This window comes from Phormidium yuhuli AB48 (assembly GCF_023983615.1).
GTDB classification, from domain to species: domain Bacteria; phylum Cyanobacteriota; class Cyanobacteriia; order Cyanobacteriales; family Geitlerinemataceae; genus Sodalinema; species Sodalinema yuhuli.
The window spans coordinates 2296599-2319043 of sequence record NZ_CP098611.1; the positions used below are offsets into that span (position 1 = coordinate 2296599).

The following is a 22445-nucleotide window of genomic DNA, read 5'->3' on the forward strand; positions in this document are numbered from 1 at the left end:
CGTCGCGGTTGACCGTCACCCTTTAAGTACTATGGCAGACCTTACCCCCTTAACTGAGCCTCAACCCTGTGCTAACCCAGCCTTACCCCTAGTGCGTCAGGCCTATTTACCCCCACCCCAGCGGGCCTTAGTCCATGAGCATTTGCCCCTGCCCCCAGCACCGAGGAAAATGGTCATCCATGGGGAACCGGACGAGGACAAGACCCCGGCTTGGTGTTACGTCTTAGGAACCAGTGCCGGAATTACAGCAGTGCTGCTGGCTAGTCAGTATTACGGCCAGCAACTGTTTCGAGCGGAAGCCAACCGTGAGTTTCCCCCCCTTCCGGAAAACTTAGCCGAAACCGATCCCGATCTAGTCCTCACCCCAAGTACCGTCGCCCCAGAAGTTTGGGGAGAGTTGGCCCAGCAAGAATTGGAGATATGGAAACAGGATTTGACCAGCTTTGCTCAAGCGGTTCAAGCTCGCGTACAGCCGAAGCCCCGTGGCGATCATCGCCCCAACACTATCAACGCCTCCTCAAGCACCCCTACGGCTGAAGCCTCTCATGAGCAACCGGCCCAGCAAATTCTACAACAGGCCTTCAATCGAGCTGAAAAACGGGATTTTGCCTCAGCCATTGCCCTTCTCAATCAAATTTCCGAGAACACCCCAGTCAGCGAGTTAGCCCAAACCAAGCTGCTGGAATATCAGCAAAAGCGCAACACCCAGGCCGACTACTGGCTTTATCGGGCTAAATTTCTTGCCTATGTTGACGACTTTGCCGGAGCCATTGGCTATCTGCGTCAAATTCCCCAAGAAACCAACGCCCACCGGGAGGCTCAACAATATTTAGCGCTCTATCGTCAAGCCCGGGAAGAGCAAGCCCAAGACCTCTTGCAGCAAGCAGCCGACTTTGCTGAACAGGGTAACCTAGCCACCGCGACCCGTCTCCTGCGTCTAATTCCTCAAGAGGCGGCCGCCTATGGGACAGCGAAGAACCGCCTCATTGACTATAGCCGTCAACTCTACCTCGCCCGTCAGGAAAACCGCTCTCAGTCCTAATCTGGGGGACTCATCAGCACTCATTAGGGGGCAACTCCTTCAAACCAGCCTTGGTTCCAGAGATAACCTGGGAGATCTCCTGCGTCTACAAGATTTCTCAACGTTTCGCTATCAGTAGCTTTCTGGATTTTGGTGATACCTTGGTCTTTGATGAGCCAAAAAATGCTGTCTAGGGGAACGGCATTCAGAAAATAGGGGGAATGGGTGGAAACAAAGACTTGTCCGCCCCGATGGGCATAACTCGCAAATTCTTCGGCAAGTTCTCGTAACAGGCTGGGATAGAGTTGGTTTTCTGGTTCCTCAACACATAATAAGGGGTGGGGTTTGGGGTCAAATAGCAAAATTAAATAGGCAAACATTTTCATAGTACCATCGGATACATAGCGATCAATGAACGGATCTTTAAAAGCTTGGTCTTGAAATTTCAGGATCAGTCTGCCATCTTCGGTGTTCTTGGCTTCGACTTTTGATACGCCGGGAACTCGTGACCGCATACGCTTCAAAATTTCCCGGAAAACTTCAGGGTGTTGTTGGTAAATATATTGGGCAACGACTGCCATGTTGTCGCCTGTGGGGGAAAGGTGTTCAGCATAGAGTGCATCTTTACTCCCTCTAGCATCGCTGATATGAAAATCAGAAACATGCCAATTTTCTATCAATGAACGAAACGCATTAGCCGCTTTAAACCGTTGAAATTGCCCTAATCCTTTAATGGCTAAAATATCGGCGGATTCTAATTGTTGTTCTTCTCGCTCAAGTTCTCCATCGCTTTTAAAGTCTTCCTCGTTTTTAATCGCATATCCTCTGCCATTTTGAAAGTCAAGAAAATGAAAAGGAGAACCATACTCACCCCGTTTATAGCGTAATATTTCTCGCTTGATGATGGGTCTTTGTTTTTCTTGTCCGACAATCAGCACATAAGTGACTAGACGTTCTGCGCTAAGAATTTTCATGCGAAATTTCAATTCAATCTCGATGTCTTCATTTTGCTTACCTCGGGTAACAACTTCATTAAAGCCGCCTCTAATTTGAAGAGCTTGACGAATGTTATTTTTAAGGGCATCACGAAGAAATCCAAAAATATCGAAAAGAGTTGATTTACCCGTTCCGTTAGCTCCTATAATAACGCAAAAACCTGGAATATTTTTTATTTCTATATTTTCAAAAACGCGATAGTTTTTAATTTTAATAGAGATAAGTCTCATAGAGTTTAAGCCTGCGGCAAAAGGTTGTTCTGGATTCTTGTTCAATTATAAGACACCAACCCGTCTTTCCTGCAATGATAGTCCGCTACACCAGACCCCCCGCTTTCAGCATCACAAGTCTAATCCACCCCGAAGCTGTTGGGGTAAACTGAGAACAACTGGGTGGCTAAGGACGGTTGTGCCTGTCTTCTGCCCTTTCTGCCGGTAGCTGGCTGGTCAAGTTTCAGCTAGGAATTGCTATACTATCGAATAACCACCATGAAGCGATGCAACGTGAAGGTCTATTGAGCCAAATCCCCATTAGGACTCTTTTCTTGTTGCGTCTAGGATGCCAGGTTTTTATAACTCAAAGATAATCTAATAGCCATGACTTTACCCCAACCCCCAAACCAATCCATCCCCCCCGGCTTTCTCAACATTATGGGCTATGTGGATGAATCTGAAGTCAATGGTCCCGGGAAACGGGCCGTTATTTGGGTGCAAGGCTGTTTGCGGGAATGTCCAGGCTGTTTTAACCCCAGTTCTTGGTCCTTTGAAGCGAATCAACTGATCTCTATCGACGAATTAGTCGAACGAGTCACGGGTAATGCTTTAAACGAAGGGGTCACCTTTTCTGGGGGAGAACCCTTTTGGCAAGCTCCCGCCTTAGCTGAGTTGGCGCGACGGCTGAAAGCTCAAGGGTTCACCGTGATGTCCTTTAGTGGCTTTACCCTAGAAGAATTGCGATCGCCCAAGGCCCCTCCAGGAGCCTCCGCCCTCCTAGAGCAGTTAGACTTACTCGTCGATGGCCCCTACCTAGAGAACCAAGCCATCCATAACCCCACCTCTCTCGTCTCCTCCCGCAACCAACGAGTGCGAGTCTTCAACCCCGACTTAGAATCCCGTCTCGACTGGGCCAGCGATCAGATGGAAATCCATATTCTCAAAGATGGAACCCGGATTATCACCGGATTTCGGGGACAGCAGGGCATCGGCGAGGCGTACAGCTCCTAAGCACCCTTCACCAGTACCCCATTGAGGAAGATATCCGCCAAGCCATCGGCGATCTCTTTCATGGCTTCTGGAGAGGGATTCCCTTCCATCAGGGTTTGATAGCTAAAGCCGGAGATGGCAAAAATGCCCAGAAAGACCTTAGCCACCAAGCGGGGGTTCATGGGGCGATAAATCCCGCGCTCAATGCCCGTTTCCACAAAGGCTTCCGCCACATCCATCATTTTGGCGATCGCATCCTCTTGAATGCGATCGCGCAATTCCGGGTGAAACTGGGCCTCGAGAAAGCAAACCTGCATCAAATCAGCATTCTCCCGGAGATGGAACAACCGACGCTGAATCACCTGAGAGACGGACTTGTAACTCCCCATCTCACTCAGTTCCGTCAGCAAATCCGTCAGCAGTTCCACCCAGCCCTGAGTAGCCACTTCCACCAAAATGGCCTTTTTGTTGTCAAAATGTCGGAAGAGGGTTCCTTCTGCCACCCCAGCGGCCCGAGCTAACGCACGAGTGGTTGTGCCCTCAAAGCCTTGATGGGCAAACAACCGACGAGCCGATGCTAAAATTCGCGTGCGGGTTTCCGCCTCCGGAGTGCGGGTCGGGTGAAGCATTGTCTTCATCGGTCTTAATAAAACTCGAGGACATTCGCAGAGAGTTGCTAACATTATTCTGGGATAAGTTTTGAAAAAAATGCGGAAACATTCACAGATTGTTATCAGAAGTTATATATCGCAAAACTTCTATATCGTGACTCACATTAACCCCCAGCCTTAAGACCCACTCGACCCCATCTGACTCCTCATCTGACTCCTCATCTGACTCCTCTTATGTTCATGTTTTCCCAACCTTGGCAAGCCCCGGTCAGCCGTGATGCGATCCAGTCTCCCCGTCGAGGGTGGGCGATCGCCCTGCTCCTCATCCCCCTACTCCTAGCCCTAACGCTGATGCCCCGGGCCAGTTGGGCCGATTCCATTACCCCTTATCTTGATCGCACCGAAGCCCAAATCCAGGAATTCACCCTAGACAATGGCATGAAATTCATTGTCTTAGAACGTCATGAAGCCCCCATCATCTCCTTCATGACCTATGCTGATGCTGGGGGAGCCAACGAACCCCCAGGAAAAACAGGCGTCGCGCACTTCCTGGAACATTTAGCCTTCAAAGGAACCCCCCGCATCGGCACCACCAACTATGAGGCGGAAGCCCCCCTCCTCGAACAACTCAACGACCTCCATGAGCAGATTCGCCAGGCCCAAGCTGACGGTGACGAGGCCCGAGTCAAGGAACTGCAAGAGAACTTCCGAGCTGTCCAACAGCAGGCCTCAGAGTACGTCGTTCAAAATGAATTTGGTCAAATCGTCGAGCAATATGGCGGCGTCGGCCTCAACGCCACCACCTCCGCCGATGCCACTCGTTACTTCTATAGCTTCCCCGCCAACAAACTCGAACTCTGGATGTCCCTAGAATCCGAACGCTTCCTAGAACCGGTGTTTCGAGAATTCTATGAAGAACAAGACGTCATCCTCGAAGAACGTCGCCTGGGAACTGACAATTCCGCCATCGGCAGTCTCGTCGAAGAATTTCTCCTCACCGCCTTCTCCGTCCATCCCTATCGCCAACCGGTGATTGGCCATGAAGCCGATATCCGCAACCTCACTCCCAAAGACACCTGGGAGTTCTACGAAACCTACTACGTTCCCAACAACCTCACCGTAGCGATTGTTGGAGATGTGAAACTCTCCCAAGTTCAGGACTTAGCCCAAACCTATTTTGGTCGCTACGAAGCGGGCCCCACCCCCCCAGAGGTGCAGGACGTGGAACCCCCTCAGGAGGAGACGCGGGACGTGGAAGTCCGTTTTCCCAGTCAACCCCTATATCTCGAAGGTTATCATCGTCCCGCCCGCACCGATGCTGACAACGCCGCCTATGAGTTGCTGGTGGCCCTCCTGAGCGATGGCCGCACCTCCCGACTCTATCAATCTCTGGTAGAACAAGAACAGGTCGCCCTCAATGCTCAAGGTCTCAATGGCTTTCCCGGTGATAAATTCCCCAATCTCCTCCTGTTCTATGCCGTAACCGCTCCCAACCATAGCTTAGACGAGGTACAAACCCTGTTACGTCAGGAGCTAGACCAGATGAGACAACAGACGGTCTCCCGTGATGACTTAGAGCGAGTGAAAACCCAAGCCAAAGCCCGTTTGTTGCGATCGCTCAACTCCAACTCAGGGATGGCCAGTCTCCTGGCTGAATACCAAGCCAAAACCGGCGACTGGCATAACCTATTCCGGGAAATCCAAGCCATCGACGCTGTCACTGCCAATGATATCCGGCGCCTGGCCCAAGAGACCTTCACCCCCGAGAATCGTACGATCGGTAAATTGCTCCCCTCCTAGAGACCTACTCAATCCCTATCTTGACCCCTCCACCTTCTGAACTCATGTCTGAGCCGTCCCAAACTCCCTTCTGGAACCATCTGCGCCCCTACCTGGCCTTACTCTTTCTCGTGGGGCTATTGATTAGCCAATTGTTACAAGCTCCCCCCTCCGTCGCGGCCACACCACAACATTACCGGGACTTGGAGTTTCCCCCCTTACCGGACGTTGAACTCCCAGAGTATGAGCGATTTCAACTAGACAATGGCCTTAAGGTCTATTTAATGGAAGACCACCGGCTCCCCTTAGTCTCGGGTGTGAGCCTCATTCAAACTGGCAGTCGCTTAGAACCGGCTGATAAGGTGGGGTTAGCCAGTCTGACTGGGGCCCTGATGCGGGCAGGAGGAACCCTAAGTCATCCCCCTAATGTCCTGAATCAGCAATTAGAACAAAATGCTGCCTCCGTGGAAGCCTCTATTGGCAATAGTAATGGAAGCGTGAGCTTTGAGGCCCTCAGCCCCGATTTACAACGGGTCTTCGATCTCTTTGTCGAGGTGTTGCGGGAACCGGCCTTTGATACCCAACAGTTGGCCTTACTCAAAAATCAAGCCAGGGGGAACATTTCTCGACGCAATGACCAACCCAACAACATTGCCAATCGTGAGTTTCAGAAACTGATTTATGGTGAGGAAAGTCCCTATGCTCGGACGATGGAATATGCCACCCTCGATGCTATTGAGCCAGAGGATATCCAGGGGTTTTATGAACAGTCCGTGCAACCCGATCGCCTCATTCTTGGCTTAGTGGGGGATTTTGACTCCCGCCAGATGAAGAGGCTAATTGAGGACAAGCTAGGAGATTGGCAGGCGAGCGGGTCCTCCCTTGGGAATCCCGCCTCCGCCTTATCGGACATTTCTCAAGCTGAGACCGAGGGGGTGTTTCTGGTCGATCGCCCAGAGTTAACTCAAAGTTATGTAGAACTGGGTCATCTGGGGGGCCTTCGTAATGACCCCGACTATCCGGTGTTGGGGGTGATGAATAATGTTCTCAGTGGCTTTGGGGGACGGCTGTTTAACGAGGTGCGATCGCGCCAAGGCCTAGCCTACTCAGTCTACGGCTTTTGGGGCGCACAATATGACTACCCGGGGGTATTTCGGGCTGGGGGACAAACTCGCTCAGAGGCAACGGTTCCCTTTATCCAAGCGGTGCGACGGGAAATCGAGCGCATTCGCCAAGAACCCATTAGCTCAGAGGAATTGCAGTTTGCTCAAGATTCCACCCTCAACTCCTTTGTCTTTAACTTCGCCAGTCGTGCCCAAACCCTCTCGCGCCTTTTAACCTACGACTATTATGATTACCCCAGCGACTTTCTCTTTCGTTACCAAGATGGGGTCAGAGATACCACGGTGGAGGATGTCCTACGGGTGGCTCAAACCTATCTCAACCCTGAGCAGTTAGTTACCTTAGTGGTGGGCAGCCGTGAGGCCATTGACCCCCCATTGGATGCGATCGCCCCTCAGGATGATGTCACCTTGCTTGATGTGACAATTCCCGAACCGAGTTAAACCAGGTGCCTCCCTCAGCACTAGGATAGTAGGGTACAAGAACAGGTACACTCCGCTCCCAAAACTGGGGTTTGCGGTCTAATGGACCCCTGTTCACAGTTCCTTAGTGATGTCCGGAGCTTGCCCTTGCATTCAGACACTCTCCGAAACTGCACTACCCTAAAGCTATTACGAGAGAAACTCGCGCAGAGCCGCTTACCCCAACGGCTGCGATCGCTCGGAATCTGGCATAAGGGTCGCATCAACTACACTATTATCGCTCTCAACCTCCTGGTGATGCTCGTAATCACTTTTTTGCGGGGAGTTGGGAGCTTTGAGGCGGGAGAACTTGCCCAGTTTGATGCCGTGATACGTCAGGGTAGCCAGGTGCGGCTCGATCCTCGACTGGTGATTTTAGAAATCACTGAAGCCGATATCCGTCGCTACCACTGGCCCTTCTCCGATGAACGCTTGGGGGAAATTCTGGCAGCCTTGCAGGTTCACAACCCTCGCGTCATTGGTTTAGATGTGTATCGCGACTTTGACCCTGATACGGGGGATGAGACTTTAGCCGAACAACTCAGGGTTGATAACCTGATTGTGATTCAGAACATTGCCAATTCTGTGACGGCTCCAAGGGGGGTTTCTGAGCATCAGGTGGGGTTTAACGATGTCATTCTGGATCGCGACCAAGTGGTTCGCCGTCATTTGCTCTTTGCCAATACCCAAGAGGGCGAGATTGTTTACTCTTTCGGCCTGCGGGTGGTCTTAAAATACCTGGAATCTGAGGGCATTGCCCTAGCCAACGATCCCCATCATCCCGATGGCATTCGTTTTGGCAAGTCCCGTCTGGTTCCCCTGTCGAGTTCCCCGGGAGGGTATCATCACATCGATGATGCCGGCTATCAAATTCTCCTCAACTATGTGCATCATAGCGAAGCGAGTGGGGCTCAGATGCTCTCGGTGAGCCAGTTATTAGATGGAGAGTTCAACCCGCAACTGCTGCGCGATCGCATTGTCTTAATCGGCTCTACGGCCCCCACCCTCCGAGACCGCTTTGCCACACCCTTTAGTTCCCAGCGTGCCGATCGTGATGGGGTGAATATGCCGGGGGTGGAATTGCACCGCAACATGGCCAATCAGCTCCTTGGTTTGGCCCTAGGAGAGCAACAGCCCTGGCGATTTATCCCCGATGGGTTAGAACTGCTCTGGGGTTGGGCTTGGATTGCTTTAATCATGACCCTAGTCTGGCGGCTGCGTCATCTGGGACGGTTACTGGGGGCTCTTCTGTTAACGCTGTTGGGGTTGAGCGTTTTGGAATGGGGCTTTTTTGCTCTAAACGTCTGGCTGCCAGGTATTTGGATTCGTTGGGGGATGGTGTTGGGGGGAACCCTGACCTTTATCTATAGCCTCGCCCATCATTTTTTAAATGACCCCTTGACCCAACTTCCCAATCAAACCTTTCTCTACGAGATCGGGTCAAACTGGCGGGTTTGGACTTGGGGCAAGGCTCGGGGTCTTGGGGTGATTATTTTGGATCTCAATCGTTTTAAAGCGGTGAATTCCTGTTTGGGGCATAAGACGGGCGATCGCATCCTCATCGATGTCAGTAAACGTTTACAGTCCCCATTACAACCCCGAAACTATCTGGCCCGTGTGGGAGCTGATGAGTTTGTGCTACTCCTACCCAACGCCACCAGTTTGGAAGCGGTAATGCAGGTCGCCCAGCAATTGCGTCGTTATCTCAAACGCCCCTTTATCCTGGAGACCGGACAGCCGGTTTTTCTGACGGCCAGTATTGGCGTAGCCTATGGTTGCCAAAGCCAGACTCTACTCCTGGAAGATGCCAAATCTGCCATGCACCGGGCCAAGGCCCTACACCTGTTTCAACCCGTCGCCTTTGACCCCGATGTCCATACCCAGGCCATTTCCACCTTTCAACTGGAACTGGATTTACGGGAGTCGATGAGTCATTCCCAAGTCTATCTCCCCCCGCAGCATCCGGCCCATGACGAGGGACTGACGGATTCCAATCTGCCCCATTCAGAACTCGGCGATCGCTTCCGGGTTTATTATCAACCCCTGGTGGACTTGCACAGCGGCAGGATTGCTGGCTTTGAAGCCCTACTGCGTTGGCAACATCCTCAACGGGGGATGGTCTCTCCAGCAGAGTTTATCCCCGTCGCCGAAGAAACCGGGGCCATCATTTCCTTGGGGGCCTGGGTGCTGTATGAAGCCTGCTATCAAATGCGGGCCTGGCAGCATCAGTTTCCTGACCATGCCCAGAGTATCATCAGCGTGAATTTATCTCCCTATCAACTCCAGTCGCCGGATTTGAAACAGCGGTTGCAGGACATTTTGACCGAGACGGGGTTGGCTCCTGAATCTTTGAAATTGGAGATTACCGAAAGTGCAGTGATGGAAGAAGTCCAGACCACGCTGGAGGTTCTCCACGACCTCAAACGGCTTCAGGTTAAGTTAGGAATTGATGATTTTGGCACGGGCTATAGTTCCCTGAGTTATCTAAATCGCTTCCCCGTGAATACCCTGAAGATTGATCGTTCCTTTGTCTGGCGTATGGAGGATTCTGCCCAGGATCGCGCCATTATCCAGACGATTCTCGACCTGGCTCATATCCTGGGCTTAGATGCGATCGCCGAGGGGATCGAAACCCCCGAACAACTGGCACAACTACGAGACCTCGGCTGTGATATCGGTCAAGGCTATTGGTTCGCCAAACCCCTCCCCGCCCCAGCGGCCGCACAACTCCTAGCCCGCCGCCCCCGTTGGTGAATTCCAAAATTTAAGTTAAAACTTTGACCCTTTGGGGGGATTTCGCTATGATAAGAGTAACGCCTAAAACTGTTAAAGCTATGGTAGCTTGGCCGGCGAGTCAAGACCTGCTGCTCAACTGAAGGAGCTATCGGATTAATGGATTACATCGAAAAGGTATTGGACAAGGTTCGAGAATGGACTCGCAAACTCATTGATGCAGTCCTCGGACCCGAAGCGCAACCCGAACCCGAGGCAATTCCGATTCCGGTTAACGATCGCCGGGTTCGTCGGTAGTCTCTTGGTGACGCTGTCCAATCAGGGCCCACCCCTTCAGATTCTCGTCCTCCATGGCCCGAATCTGAATCTGCTAGGTCAACGGGAACCCGACGTATATGGCTCACTCACTCTGACTGAGATCAACAAACGCATAGAAGACCAAGCACGGACTTTACAGGTTAAAGTTTCGTGCTTTCAGTCGAATCATGAAGGGGCGTTAGTCGATGCCATTCAGGAGGCGTGGGGGCAAGTTCAGGGCCTGCTCATTAACCCTGCGGCCTATACCCACACCAGTGTAGCGATACGGGATGCGATCGCCGCCGTCAAGTTGCCCACGGTGGAAGTTCACCTCAGCAATATCCACCAGCGGGAGGCCTTTCGTCATCACTCCTACATCGCCCCAGTTGCCGTTGGGCAGATTAGTGGTTTCGGCTATTATAGCTATATTTTAGGACTTCAGGCTCTGGTGCAGCATTTGCGAGAGACGGCCAGTTCATCCTAATGCTAAAGGGGAGCCAGCTAGAGTGATACCTTTAATGGGTTTACCCCGATTTGAAAACGTTCGCGGTGCCATTCTCGGGGCCGAGTTGGGTTATCTCCAACAACCCGGCTGTCCCCATCTCTGGCAAGAAATTCCCTCAGACCTCCTCCATAGTTTAATCCACCAACGCACTCTTGCGCCAGAACTTCCCCAGTATGCTGAGTTTCCCGTACAACTGGGCCTGGGGACGGTGCTGGGGGTATTTTACCATCAGCGTCTGGAGGCGTTGTCATCCTTCCCCCCTGAGTTACAGCCCCTGGCAATGGCGGTGGGATTGGCCGTGGGCGATCGCCTTCTGAGTCAATCGGAGCAAATTATCAACCTGTCTCCTGCCCTTAAACAAGCTCTCAGCACCCTTCTAGCCTTTCAGGGAGATGGCTTTAGTGCAAATTGTGACTCAGATGAAGTTCGAGCCATTTTGGGGGCATTAACGGGGGCGCTACGGACTCAGGCGGGGATTCCTCCTCGGGAACGGTTGCGTCTGTCGGGCGATCGCCGTCAGGCCCTAGATAGCCTAGCCTGGGAGATTTGGCAACGTTGGCTCGGCCGACTCGACTGTGACCCCTGGCCGCCTGAACCGGGGGCGATCGCCGTTACGGGGGAACGGCTCGATAATCAGAGATATCGGAGGGGTTAAGGGGTCTAGCGATGTTGGATTATATTGATTTTTTTAACTGCATTAACCCGAGCAAAACACTCCTTGTCAGCCAAGAAGAAGACAGACAATATTACATTGATTTTACCAGCGTTCGGGGTCAAGATGCCATTCGCAAACTCAAACACCGAATCAGCGTCTTGCTGCGAGAGCAACCCAGTTGTTCCCTATTCACTGGACATATTGGCTGCGGCAAATCTACTGAACTTCAGCGACTACAAGCCGAATTAGAAACCGATGGATTTTGCGTCGTTAACTTTGAATCCGACGAAGATATCGACACCGCCGATGTAGATATTGTCGATGTTCTTTTGACCGTCGCCAAGCGTGTCAGTGCCAAACTCGAACAGATTGCTGTCCCCGAAGCGAGGGGGTTGAGAAGACTGATTGAGCGAACTCATCACGTTTTGACCACAGAAATTGACGTAAAAGCCTCCCTGGGAACCTCCAGCCTCAAAGGAGAATTAGATAGCCAGAAAAAAACCGTTTCCCTCTCAGCCGGAATTGCCTCCCTGACCGTACGAGCCAAAAATGACTCCCGGATTCGTGAGCGACTCAGCCAATATCTAGGTCCACAAGTAACCGGGTTACTCAGTGCAGTTAATGATGATTTGCTGAGACCGGGAATCGAGTTATTAAAAGAGAACGGCTATGCTGGGTTAGTGGTGATTGTCGATAATCTTGACCGCATCGATAACCGTCCGAAACTTTCGGGGCGATCGCAACAAGAATATCTCTTTGTTGACCGAGGGGAATTACTGACAAAACTCGCCTGTCACACCGTCTATACCATGCCATTAGGCTTGCGTTTTTCCAACGAATTTGGCAACTTGACCCAACGCTTTCAATATAAACCCGAATGTCTCCCCATGGTCTCCATTCGTCATCGCAACGGCGAGGAGTATCCCGAAGGATTAGGGAAACTCAAGCAAATGGTCTTGGCCCGGGCCTTTCCCCAGTTAACGGACGCCGAACGCCTCGAACGAGTCGGGGAGATTTTCGAGACAGGGGAGGTTTTCGACCGCCTCTGTCGCGTCAGTGGCGGTCATGTGCGGGATTTGCTACAATTGCTGGCTCAATGGGTGGAAGAAGAGATGCAACTTCCCTTAACCGAGGCTACCCTGGAAGCAGCCATTATCGATCGCTGTAATGAGATGACCTTGGCGATTTCCCCGGAGGAGTGGGAGTTATTGCGGGAGGTGCGTCGAACGCAGAAAGTACAAGACCAAGTCGGCTATGAGAACCTGATTCGCAGCCGTATGGTCTTTGAATATCAGGAAAACCGTCAATCCTGGTTTGATGTCAATCCCATTCTGTTGGAAGCGGCGGAGATGAAGGATTAGCCTAAAGTTTCTATGATTTAATAGCTCTCCCTTAGAGGGTTTCCAGCCTCAAAGAAATCCTCCATCCATAAAGAACCCAGTAATGCACCATGTTCCATAAATTCTTTAACCCCTTGCATGTCAGCCGTTCGTTTAACCTGAGTAAAGCCATTATTGTCTCGATATAAAACCCAGAGTTCTTCAGGCTTTAACCCATCGACAAAAAAAGGAGAGTGAGTTGTTACCATAAGCTGAGTGCAAGCAGAAGCAGCACGACATTCCTCAGCAAGTTCAGGAAGGAGGCGAGGATGTAAATGATTTTCTGGCTCCTCCACTCCAATCAGTTGTGGGGGGTTTGGGTCATATAAAACCGTCAAATAAGCCAATAATTTTAAAGTTCCATCGGAGGCAAACTTAGCAAGAATAGGTTTAGCAAAAGGAGCATCTTTTATCTGAAGTAAAAGCCTACCATTTTGCATAATTGATGCCTCTACTTTCTCTAGTTTTGGGATTCGTCCTGACAAAGTTCTGAGGATATTGTCTAATCTCTCAGGATATTCCTCCTTAAGATATTGCATAACATTAGCTAAATTATCCCCAGTGGGTGAAAGTCTTTCTTGTACCCCAGCTTCTGGGATAGAACGGGTATTATCTGCCGTGAGGTAGGAGAGATACCAACCTGTGATAAAACGACGTAACGCACTAACTCGGGGGTGTTTGGCAAATTGCCCCAGAGTTGCCACAGCCAAAAGTTCGGGGGATTCTAATTCTTCGGTCATGCGCTCATCTTCATCATCAGGCATCTCCCCGCTAATAACATATCCTGCACCATTTTTAAAATCAAGAAAGCGGAAGGGTGTGCCCGTTCGTTCTCCTCGCCAATGTAACCATTCTTGAGCGACATAGGGACGATTATTGCTTTCATCAATGGAGAGATGATAGGTAATGAGAGGAGATTCAGATGTTTCTCGATATTTAAGTTCGATGACAATACAGCCCTCTTGGCCTCTGGTGCGAAGTTCCCGAAATCTGCCCCGTTTATCCCAAGCTTTTCCCAGTCCTCCTGTAAAGCATTCTGAGAGAAACGCAAAAACATCAAAAATTGTCGATTTACCGCTCCCATTGGGACCTAAAAATGCTGTAAGGGGAGTTATATTTTTAAGCTCTATATGATGTAGCGCCCGGTAGTTCTGGACTTTTAGATATTCAATTCTAGGAACCGACTGTTGAGACATGTTCAAGCAAGACCAAGATTATCCCTATTCCACACCAAGACAAAGACCCCTTGCCTTATGGTGTAGCAAATCTCTGTCCCAGTCAAGCAGACAAGTTAACCTCTTAGGCGAAGCCCCTGAAAACCCTTCTACTATGGGATAAACTGGGATGGTACCCGAGCCTACATCTCATCATTAGCCATAGTCGAGATGAATGATGACCACTGATGTAATCGCCAAAAATCAGAAAACCTTGCAGCAACTGGCCCAGGCCATGGCCCTGTCGCGGGGTCAGTTTAAACTGATTCTGGTGCGTTGTAACTATGGCGACGTTTGCCAACAGTGGTCTAAGGAACTGACCCAGACCTGCCAACAGCAGCATCAATTCTCCCTCACAGCGGTTCATCTCCCCTCCGAGGCACAGAACCTCGCTCAAGCCATCCAAGCCATCCAGCCATTCCCCCCAGACGGCGTGCAACTCCTGGGACTCAATCAATTGGCCGATGTACAGCAGTTTCTAGCCAATAGTAACCAAATCCGCGATCGCCTGCGCCGGACTTGTCCCTTCCCCATCGCCATCTGGCTCAACGACCGGACCCTCAAACAGATGTTCAAGCTGGCCAACGACCTCCAGAGTTGGACCACCAGCAAACAGTTTGTCCCCACCCCCAACGACCTAGAGCAGCAACTGCACCATCTCGTCGCCGCCTTCTTCCAACGTCTTCCCCAAGCCTCCCCAGAGCAATGGCTAGGGAGTCAACCCCTTCTCTCCCAGAGCGAACAGCGAGAACTCGACCTGGCCCAACAGGAACTCAACCGCGACCTCTCCCCCAGCCTCCAAGCCGACCTGGCCCTCATTCAAAGTCAGCAGCATCTGGTCCAGCAAAACCTATCCCAAGCCGAACAGCAACTAGAACAGGGGGTCCAGTTTTGGCAAGACAGTTCCCCCCCAACCCCCAATCGCCAGACACGCCTCGGCTGGATAGCCTTTCAGCAAGCCGTTCTCTCCCTCTGGCGGAGCGAACAGCAACAAGGCTCTCTCGACTATCCAGACCTGCATCTCCTCAACCGCCACTTCCAAGAGAGTCAGCAGCACTTCCAAGCCGCCAATGAGCCAGACCTGGCCCACCTCGTCGCCAACGCCGCCGTCGTACAACTGGTCAGCCACTTAAGGGACATCACCCATCCCGAAACCTCCCCAGACCCGGAACAGGTGGACCATTTGGCAGCGGTGAATGAGCAACTGTGCCAACAAGAGAGTTTCCCCTTCCCCAACCTTTGGCTAAAGGCCTTAGAGCAGCTGCATCACATTTATTTTCAGGACCGCCAAGACTATCGCCGCGCCTTCTCCATTCAGCAACAGCAATGGCAAGTCCAACGCTACGGCGGTCAGCGAGCCTTCGTGGGAGCCAGTCGCCTGCAAGGGATTCTCTATCAACGCTGTTCCCTGGACAATCTCCCCCCAGAAATCAAAGAATCGGGACGAGAGGAGGATGTCCGGCAGTTGCAAGAACGTCTTTCGGGAACCCAGAGCAAGATTCTCGTCATTCACGGACTGTCTGGAGTCGGCAAAAGCTCCCTCCTCAACGCCGGCCTACTTCCCGTCCTGCGTGAAAAGACCTTCAGCGGCGGACGGGAGGGGATTCCCATCCTGCTACGACTCTATCAACCCTGGACCGAGAAACTCGAGGCCGCCATTGACCAAACCAGCCGACGTCATAAAAAGTCCCTGAAGGGGATACCCCAGGGGTCAGCTCAGCAACGAATTGAGGCCAAGTTGCGGGCCTTGGAGGAGCAGCATTGTCAGGTGATTTTAGTCTTTGACCAGTTTGAGGAGTTTTTCTTTGCCAACCCCAACCCCCAAGACCAGGCGGCGTTTTTTGAGTTTATCGGTCGGTTGTGCAGCAATATCCAGCAGTTGGGAGCCTTGAAAGTGGTGTTTTCCCTGCGAACGGATTATGTCGGGTATTTGTTGCTCTGCAATGACTTAGAATCCATGGACTGCATCAATCGGGACATTCTCAGCCGTCAGGTGTTGCACAAGTTGGGGAATCTCTCAGCAGAACGGACTCGTCAGGTGTTAGCGAACTTGGCTCCCCATTTAGAGGCAGAGTTGAGAACGCGCCTGGTGGTGGATTTGAGTCAGGAGATGGGAGCCGTCCGTCCCATTGAACTTCAGCTTGTCGGCTTTCAGTTGGAATCTCAGCAGATTCACGAGATGTCCGCCTATGACGCCTTGGGGGAGCATCCCAAACAGCAGTTAGTCCAGGGATATCTCGATGATATCGTCCGCGCCTGTGGTTCTGAGCAAGAGCGACTAGCCAATGGGGTCTTGTACCTCCTCACCGATGAACGGCGGACGCGACCTCTACGGTCCTATGAGGAGTTATGGCAGGAGTTACAGCAGGTTTCCCAGGTTTCCCAGGGTCAGGTGTTGCAGGAGTCTTTAGATTTAGTCCTGGAAATTTTCACCGCCTCGGGGTTGGTGGTGGTGATTCCGGGAGAACCGCAACGTTATCAATTGGTGCATGATTATCTCGCGGAGTTGATTTATGAATCCCGTCAGTCGGAGTTAATCGCCAGTTTGCAGGAGGAACGGCGTCAACGGTTAGTGGCGGAGCGAACCTTAGAGGAGTTGGAACAGCGGCAAACTCAGGTGAAGCGGCGGACTCGTTGGCTGAGTGCGGCTGGGGTTATTGTTATAGCGGTGTCGTTGGGTGCTGTGGTTTGGGGAAATCGGGAGTTGAACACGGCACGGTTGATTACGCGATTGGAGCGCGATAGTCATTTAGCGTTGCAACAGTTTGAGCGCAACGATGAGTTAGAGGCGCTGTTAACGGCAACGCGCACGGCTCGGGAGTTGCAGCAGGCAACCCCTCCTGGCCAGAACTATGGGACGATGCGACCGATTGTAAGTCTTAGTGAGGTTCTACGAAATATCCGTCTTCGCAACACATGGGAGGCTCATTCGGGTTGGGTCAATAGTGCGGAGTTTAATGGGGATGGCACGATGGTAGTCTCAGCTTCAAATGACGGAACGGTAAAGCTGTGGGATGTGACCACTGGGGAACTCCTCCACTCTCTTGAAGCTCATTCGAGTAGGGTCACGAGTGCGGAGTTTAATGGGGATGGCACAATGGTAGTCTGGGCTTCACTCGATGGAATCGTAAAGCTGTGGGATGCAACAACTGGGGAACTCCTCCACTCCCTTGAGGCTCATTCGGGTGGGGTCATTAGTGCCAAGTTTAACAGAGATGGCACGAGGGTAGTCTCGGCTTCATCCGACGGAACGGTGAAGCTGTGGGATGCAACAACTGGGGAACTCCTCCACTCCCTTGAGGCTCATTCGGGTGAGGTCTGGACGGCAGAGTTTAATGGGGATGGCACGAAGGTGGTCTCGGCTTCGAACGACAGAACCGTGAAGCTGTGGGATGCAACAACTGGGGAACTCCTCCAATCTCTTGAGGCTCATTTGGGTTGGTGGGTTGAGAGTGCGGAGTTTAATGGGGATAGCACGATGGTGGTCTCGGCGTCAGGGGACGGAACGGTGAAACTTTGGGATGTAGAGACTGGGGAACTCCTCCACGCCCTTGAGGCTCATTCGAAGTGGGTCACGAGTGCGGCATTTAATGGGGATGGGACGATGGTAGTCTCGGCTTCAGGGGACGGAACCGTGAAGCTTTGGGATGTAGAGACTGGGGAACTCCTCCACTCCCTTGAGGCTCATTCAGGTGGGGTCACGAGTGCGGAGTTTAACGGGGATGGTACGAGGGTAGTCTCGGCTTCAGACGACGGAACGGTGAAACTTTGGGATGTGGGGACTGGGGAACTCCTCCACTCCCTTGAGGCTCATTCATCTAGGGTTTATAGTGCGGAGTTTAATGGAGATGGCACGAGTGTAGTCTCGGCTTCAGGGGACGGAACCGTGAAGCTTTGGGATGTTAGCAGCGAACTCCTCCACTCCCTTGAGGCTCATTCGGGTTCGGTCTGGCGTGCGGAGTTTAATGAGGATGGCACGATGGTGGTCTCAGCTTCATGGGACAGAATAAAGCTGTGGGATGTCACCACTGGGGAACTCCTCCACGCCCTTGAGGCTCATTCGGGTCCGGTCACGAGTGCGGAGTTTAATGGGGATGGCACGATGGTGGTCTCGGCTTCAGAGGACGGAACAGTGAAGCTGTGGGATGTAGAGACTGGGGAACTCCTCCACTCCCTTGAGGCTCATTCGGGTTCGGTCTGGCGTGCGGAGTTTAATGAGGATGGCACGATGGTGGTCTCAGCTTCATTGGACGGAACGGTGAAGCTGTGGGATGTGGGGACTGGGGAACTCCTCCACTCCCTTGAGGCTCATTCGGGTTGGGTCTGGCGTGCGGAGTTTAATGGAGATGGCACGAGGCTAGTCTCGGCTTCAGGGGATGGAACCGTGAAGCTGTGGGATGTCAACAGTGGTGAACTTCTCCAGTCCTTTGAGTCTCAATCCGATTGGGTCAATAGTGCGGAGTTTGAGGGGAATGCTATGAGGCTGTTTTCTCCTGGTTTCTTAGATGGGGATGGAAAAGTGGAGCTAATAGATACCGTTAGTGGGGAACGGCTTCAGTCCTTTGATGCTCATGAGGATAGGGTCTATAGTGCCGAGTTTAACGGAGATGGTACCAGAATGGTCTCGGCCTCAGAAGACGGAACGGTGAAAATTTGGGATATTAGCAGCGGCAAACTTCTCTACTCTTTTGAAGCACATTTGAGTCCGGTCAGGAGTGCCAAGTTTAATCATGATGGCACAAGGATAGTATCAGCTTCAGATGACGGAACCGTCAAAATTTGGAAAGTGGAAACCTTAGACGAACTCCTCGATCGCGCCTGTGACTGGTTGCGACCCTACCTCACCTCTAATCCTAACGTTACCGAGGCCGATCGCGCTCTCTGCAACATCCCCCCACCCGAAACGTCCCCCAGCGACTAACCCAACCATCCCTCAACCAAACCAAATCCCCGGCCTGGCCCAACCATATCTGTCCAGAAACCGGGGATTATTGGGAAACGAACCGTCCGCCTCAATCTCTACAGTCCAAAGGCACTTTTCAACTGACTCGTCCAAGCCTGAATCCGCTCTTCCGTCATCTCCGACTGATTATCATCATCAAGGGCCAAACCGACAAACTTACCATCTCGCAACGCTTTCGACTCCTCAAACTCATAGCCATCCGTTGACCAATGACCCACCGTCATCCCTCCTAATTGAGAAATTTTCTCTTCTAACATCCCCATCGCATCCTGGAAATTCTCCGCATAGCCAATCTGGTCTCCTACCCCAAAGTAGGCCACCTTCTTACCACTAAAATCGAGAGCATCTAACTCATCATATAACCCCTCCCAATCGCTTTGTAGCTCACCAATATTCCAAGTGGGACAACCGATAATCAAACAGTCATACCCACCCAATTCATCCAAATCTGCCTCAGCCACATCATGAAGGGTGACAACACTATCTCCCCCCAACGCCGACTGAATCATCTCAGCCGCCGCTTCCGTATTTCCCGTTTGGGTTCCAAAGAAAAGACCAATTTTTGACATAATAACAGAGATTGAATGGCAACAAATTTCAGGACAAGACGTTTCAGGGAAACATCAAAACCCATCTTGTAGGGGCGAACGGCTGTTCGCCCTCACAGTCTGATATCCAATGCAACGAATTAGACCATAAATTAACCTCCTGATAACGACCCTAATTTTTACGACTTAATGCCGAGGAGATACCAGCACGTTAGAGAGGTGAACTGTCCTCAAATGGGTCATCGAGTCCGGAAACACCGACCGACAACTGGGACAGAACCACGTGAGTTCATGGCGACTCACCTGACGCAGTAATTTTCCCGAGCAACAAGGACAGTTCATAAGTCACGGTGTGAGGAGCGATAACAGAGTTGAGAGAGAGAGGAGAAAGGAGATTAGGTTTCTAAGGAATTTAATGCCTTATCAACCCGACGAAAATCAAAGCCCATTGCTCGCAGAGCGTGCCAGAGATGTCCTTGCAAGAAGAAGAACGAGAGGAAGAAATGAGCATTGGCTAACCAGCAGCGAGCGGTGTGAGTGCCGAAGGGTAATTCAGCGGTATCGGCAAAGTAGGGAGTAATTCCAAGTTTGATTTCTAAGGCGGGGCCATAGAACTCTACTGGATAGGCTAAGGTATTCACCGCACAGAAATAGGATGCCACAAATCCAGCTAAAGCAATTCCACCAAGGGAGTACGATAAAATCGCTTCTCCGGAAAAAATTAGCACCTTTCTTGCCCAATTGAGCGGTGGAACTAAGATATGCCAAATTCCACCACCAATCAGCATCACGCCCACATAGACATGACCGCCAACCAGGTCTTCCAAATTATTGACACTGGCGAAATGGGTTTGATAGCCATAAATCACAAAGGGGTTCAGGGTGGGTTCAGTCACAACCCGAACTGTCTGACTGGCCGCATCATAGAGTCCCCCCCAGTACATGGCTTTCCCGACTAGCAGTAGGGCCCCGGCTCCCAAAAAGAGTAGATGATGTCCCAAAATGAGACCCAACTGCTTGGGGTCATCCCATTCAAAATGGAAGCGTTTAGCACGTCCTGAGGCGGTTTTGAGGTCTTCTGGGGCTTTGAAGGTATGAAACAAGGCCCCAGCCCCTAACACGGCGGAAGAAATCAGATGAACCGCCCCCACGACAAAGTAGGGATAGGTATCGACAATCTGTCCGCCCTCACCCACACCCCAGCCGAGAGTGGCTAGGTGGGGTAAGAGGATTAACCCCTGTTCTCCCATGGGGAGAGTTGGGTCAAACCGAGAGATTTCAAATAGGGTGAAAGCCCCGGCCCAAAAGGTAATCAGGGCCGCTTGGGCGACATGAGCGGCGATAAACAAGCCCGACATATCGGTAAATCGGGCATTTCCCGCCCACCAGTCATAGGTGACCTTGGGATTATCGTAGGTTTGCATAGGCTCAACTCACAAGTTCATGGTTTCCACTGCTTATTGCTAAATCTAGTCAATAAGCGACTGACACTTAGACTAGAATCTTTCTCAATAAAAAGCTATTAACTTTTGTAAAGTTTTGCGAGCCTATCATGGTTTTAGGAGCTTGAAGCCCTTACCCCATGATAAAAGCAAGGGATTTTACCCATCCTCTTTGAGCAGGTAAGGGTGGTAATCGCGGCTACTTATTGCAAGTAAGTTTTATTACACTACCCAGAAAATCACGTCATACAGGTTCCCCATTCCCCCTTCCCTCCCCTCTCCCTCCCTTCCTCTGTGTCCTCCGTGTCTCTGTGGTTCTCCCTCTTGCGATCCCCTCCTGGGAGGGGCTAGGGGTGGGTTATGCCTCTTGCCTTCTTGCTATAACATAAGTGCATTCATTCACGAATAGGCCCCCTATGGTTTTCACCCCTGTGATTCTCGCCGGTGGTAAAGGCGAACGCTTCTGGCCCCTGAGTCGTCTGGAACGCCCGAAACAATTTCTCTGCCTCGATGGGAGCGATCGCAGCCTCCTGCAAGCCACCGCCGATCGCCTCCTCCCCCTAGCCAACGGCTGGGACAACCTCTGGGTGATTACCGCCAGCCATCTCGCCGACGGAGTCCGTCAACAGTTACCAGACCTCCCCGACGCCAATCTCCTCATCGAACCCGAAGGTCGAGATACGGCCCCCGCCGTGGCTTGGACAACCCTAGAAATCAGCCAACGCCATGGCCCCGACGCGGTGGTGGGCTTTTTCCCCGCCGACCATTGGATTGACCCCCCCGAAGCCTTCCACCACACCCTCCACGCCGCCATCGAAGTCGCCCAACGCCAAGGGGCGATCGTCACCCTAGGCGTCAAACCCACCTACCCCTCCACCGGCTACGGCTACATCGAACAGGGAACCCCCCAGGGAACCGTCAAAGACTTAGCCGCCTTCCAAGTGGCCCGCTTCACCGAAAAACCCGATCGCCCCACCGCCGAAACCTTCCTGGCCAGCGGACGGTTTAGCTGGAACAGTGGCATTTTCATCTTCCAAGCCGGAGTGGCCCTAGAGGAACTGAAGCAATACGCCCCAGAGTTGATACAACAGCTTCAGCAAGAGGGAGTCAACGCCTATCCCCACCTCAGCAAAATCAGCATTGACTATGCCCTCATGGAGAAAACCCAACGGGCCGCCGTCCTTCCCGTCTCCTTTGGCTGGGACGACCTCGGCGACTGGAACGCCCTCGATCGCCTGCAATCAGACAATACCAGCCCCCAATCCAGCAACGTCGAACTGGGCCGCCATATTGGGCAAGATAGCCAAAATAGTATTTTCTATAACAGCAACCCGGACGAACTTATTGTCACCATTGGCCTAGAGGACGTAGTGGTGGTACGCGACGGCAATGCCACCCTCATTGTCAAAAAAGACCGCACTCAGGATATTAAATCAGTTTTAAAAACCTTAAAAGAGGACTCAAATTTACAACAATTCCTTTAAAAAAATCAAATGTTTCTAACTCCAAATCTAAAC

16 protein-coding genes are annotated in these 22445 nt (G+C 51.8%); 11 read left to right on the top strand and 5 right to left on the bottom strand.

The window, feature by feature from the left end; all coding sequences use genetic code 11:
• The first annotated feature begins 31 nt into the window (after nt 1-31).
• Nucleotides 32-1042, top strand: coding sequence for a hypothetical protein (locus tag NEA10_RS09890; RefSeq protein ID WP_252665175.1), 1011 nt, complete (start codon nt 32-34; stop codon nt 1040-1042).
• 23 nt (nt 1043-1065) lie between these two features.
• On the opposite strand, the gene NEA10_RS09895 is transcribed toward NEA10_RS09890, so the two are convergent.
• Nucleotides 1066-2292, bottom strand: a complete 1227-nt coding sequence (locus NEA10_RS09895) for an AAA family ATPase (RefSeq protein WP_252665176.1) — start codon at nt 2290-2292, stop codon at nt 1066-1068.
• A 321-nt stretch (nt 2293-2613) separates the two neighbouring features.
• On the opposite strand from NEA10_RS09895, the gene NEA10_RS09900 reads away from it, so the two are divergent.
• Nucleotides 2614-3240 carry a 4Fe-4S single cluster domain-containing protein gene (locus NEA10_RS09900; RefSeq protein WP_252665177.1) on the top strand — a complete coding sequence of 209 codons (627 nt, stop codon included), beginning with the start codon at nt 2614-2616 and terminating at the stop codon, nt 3238-3240.
• Here NEA10_RS09900 and NEA10_RS09905 read toward each other — a convergent pair.
• Nucleotides 3237-3857: a TetR/AcrR family transcriptional regulator gene (locus NEA10_RS09905; protein ID WP_252665178.1), complete on the bottom strand. Its 621-nt coding sequence runs from the start codon at nt 3855-3857 to the stop codon at nt 3237-3239. The two genes, NEA10_RS09900 and NEA10_RS09905, sit on opposite strands and share 4 nt — an antisense overlap.
• A gap of 324 nt (nt 3858-4181) precedes the next feature.
• Here NEA10_RS09905 and NEA10_RS09910 point away from each other — a divergent pair, with 324 nt between their 5' ends.
• The 7 genes from NEA10_RS09910 (at nt 4182) to NEA10_RS09940 (ending at nt 12743) form a co-directional block, all read left to right on the top strand.
• Nucleotides 4182-5630 carry a M16 family metallopeptidase gene (locus NEA10_RS09910; RefSeq protein WP_252665332.1) on the top strand — a complete coding sequence of 483 codons (1449 nt, stop codon included), beginning with the start codon at nt 4182-4184 and terminating at the stop codon, nt 5628-5630.
• A 44-nt stretch (nt 5631-5674) separates the two neighbouring features.
• Entirely contained in the window at nt 5675-7174 is a 1500-nt protein-coding gene (locus NEA10_RS09915) for a M16 family metallopeptidase (RefSeq protein WP_252665179.1), read from the top strand.
• A gap of 126 nt (nt 7175-7300) precedes the next feature.
• Nucleotides 7301-9946, top strand: a complete 2646-nt coding sequence (locus tag NEA10_RS09920) for a putative bifunctional diguanylate cyclase/phosphodiesterase (protein ID WP_252665180.1) — start codon at nt 7301-7303, stop codon at nt 9944-9946.
• Between the two features lie 138 nt (nt 9947-10084).
• Nucleotides 10085-10222: a hypothetical protein gene (locus NEA10_RS09925; protein WP_170189993.1), complete on the top strand. Its 138-nt coding sequence runs from the start codon at nt 10085-10087 to the stop codon at nt 10220-10222.
• A 7-nt stretch (nt 10223-10229) separates the two neighbouring features.
• Nucleotides 10230-10706 (top strand): type II 3-dehydroquinate dehydratase, encoded by a 477-nt coding sequence (aroQ, locus tag NEA10_RS09930; protein ID WP_252665181.1) that lies wholly within the window; start codon nt 10230-10232, stop codon nt 10704-10706.
• A gap of 34 nt (nt 10707-10740) precedes the next feature.
• Nucleotides 10741-11382 (top strand): hypothetical protein, encoded by a 642-nt coding sequence (locus tag NEA10_RS09935; RefSeq protein WP_252665182.1) that lies wholly within the window; start codon nt 10741-10743, stop codon nt 11380-11382.
• An 11-nt stretch (nt 11383-11393) separates the two neighbouring features.
• Nucleotides 11394-12743: a P-loop NTPase family protein gene (locus NEA10_RS09940; RefSeq protein WP_252665183.1), complete on the top strand. Its 1350-nt coding sequence runs from the start codon at nt 11394-11396 to the stop codon at nt 12741-12743.
• A gap of 17 nt (nt 12744-12760) precedes the next feature.
• On the opposite strand, the gene NEA10_RS09945 is transcribed toward NEA10_RS09940, so the two are convergent.
• Nucleotides 12761-13957, bottom strand: a complete 1197-nt coding sequence (locus NEA10_RS09945; RefSeq protein ID WP_252665184.1) for an AAA family ATPase — start codon at nt 13955-13957, stop codon at nt 12761-12763.
• 193 nt (nt 13958-14150) lie between these two features.
• On the opposite strand from NEA10_RS09945, the gene NEA10_RS09950 reads away from it, so the two are divergent.
• Nucleotides 14151-18896, top strand: a complete 4746-nt coding sequence (locus NEA10_RS09950; protein ID WP_252665185.1) for a WD40 domain-containing protein — start codon at nt 14151-14153, stop codon at nt 18894-18896.
• 98 nt (nt 18897-18994) lie between these two features.
• On the opposite strand, the gene fldA is transcribed toward NEA10_RS09950, so the two are convergent.
• Together fldA and NEA10_RS09960 are read right to left on the bottom strand one after the other, a co-directional pair.
• Nucleotides 18995-19507 (bottom strand): flavodoxin FldA, encoded by a 513-nt coding sequence (fldA, locus tag NEA10_RS09955; protein ID WP_252665186.1) that lies wholly within the window; start codon nt 19505-19507, stop codon nt 18995-18997.
• A 374-nt stretch (nt 19508-19881) separates the two neighbouring features.
• Nucleotides 19882-20910: a chlorophyll a/b binding light-harvesting protein gene (locus tag NEA10_RS09960; RefSeq protein WP_252665187.1), complete on the bottom strand. Its 1029-nt coding sequence runs from the start codon at nt 20908-20910 to the stop codon at nt 19882-19884.
• A 434-nt stretch (nt 20911-21344) separates the two neighbouring features.
• Between NEA10_RS09960 and NEA10_RS09965 the strand changes: the two genes are divergently transcribed.
• Nucleotides 21345-22412 (top strand): mannose-1-phosphate guanylyltransferase, encoded by a 1068-nt coding sequence (locus tag NEA10_RS09965; RefSeq protein ID WP_252665188.1) that lies wholly within the window; start codon nt 21345-21347, stop codon nt 22410-22412.
• Nucleotides 22413-22445: the final 33 nt, after the last annotated feature.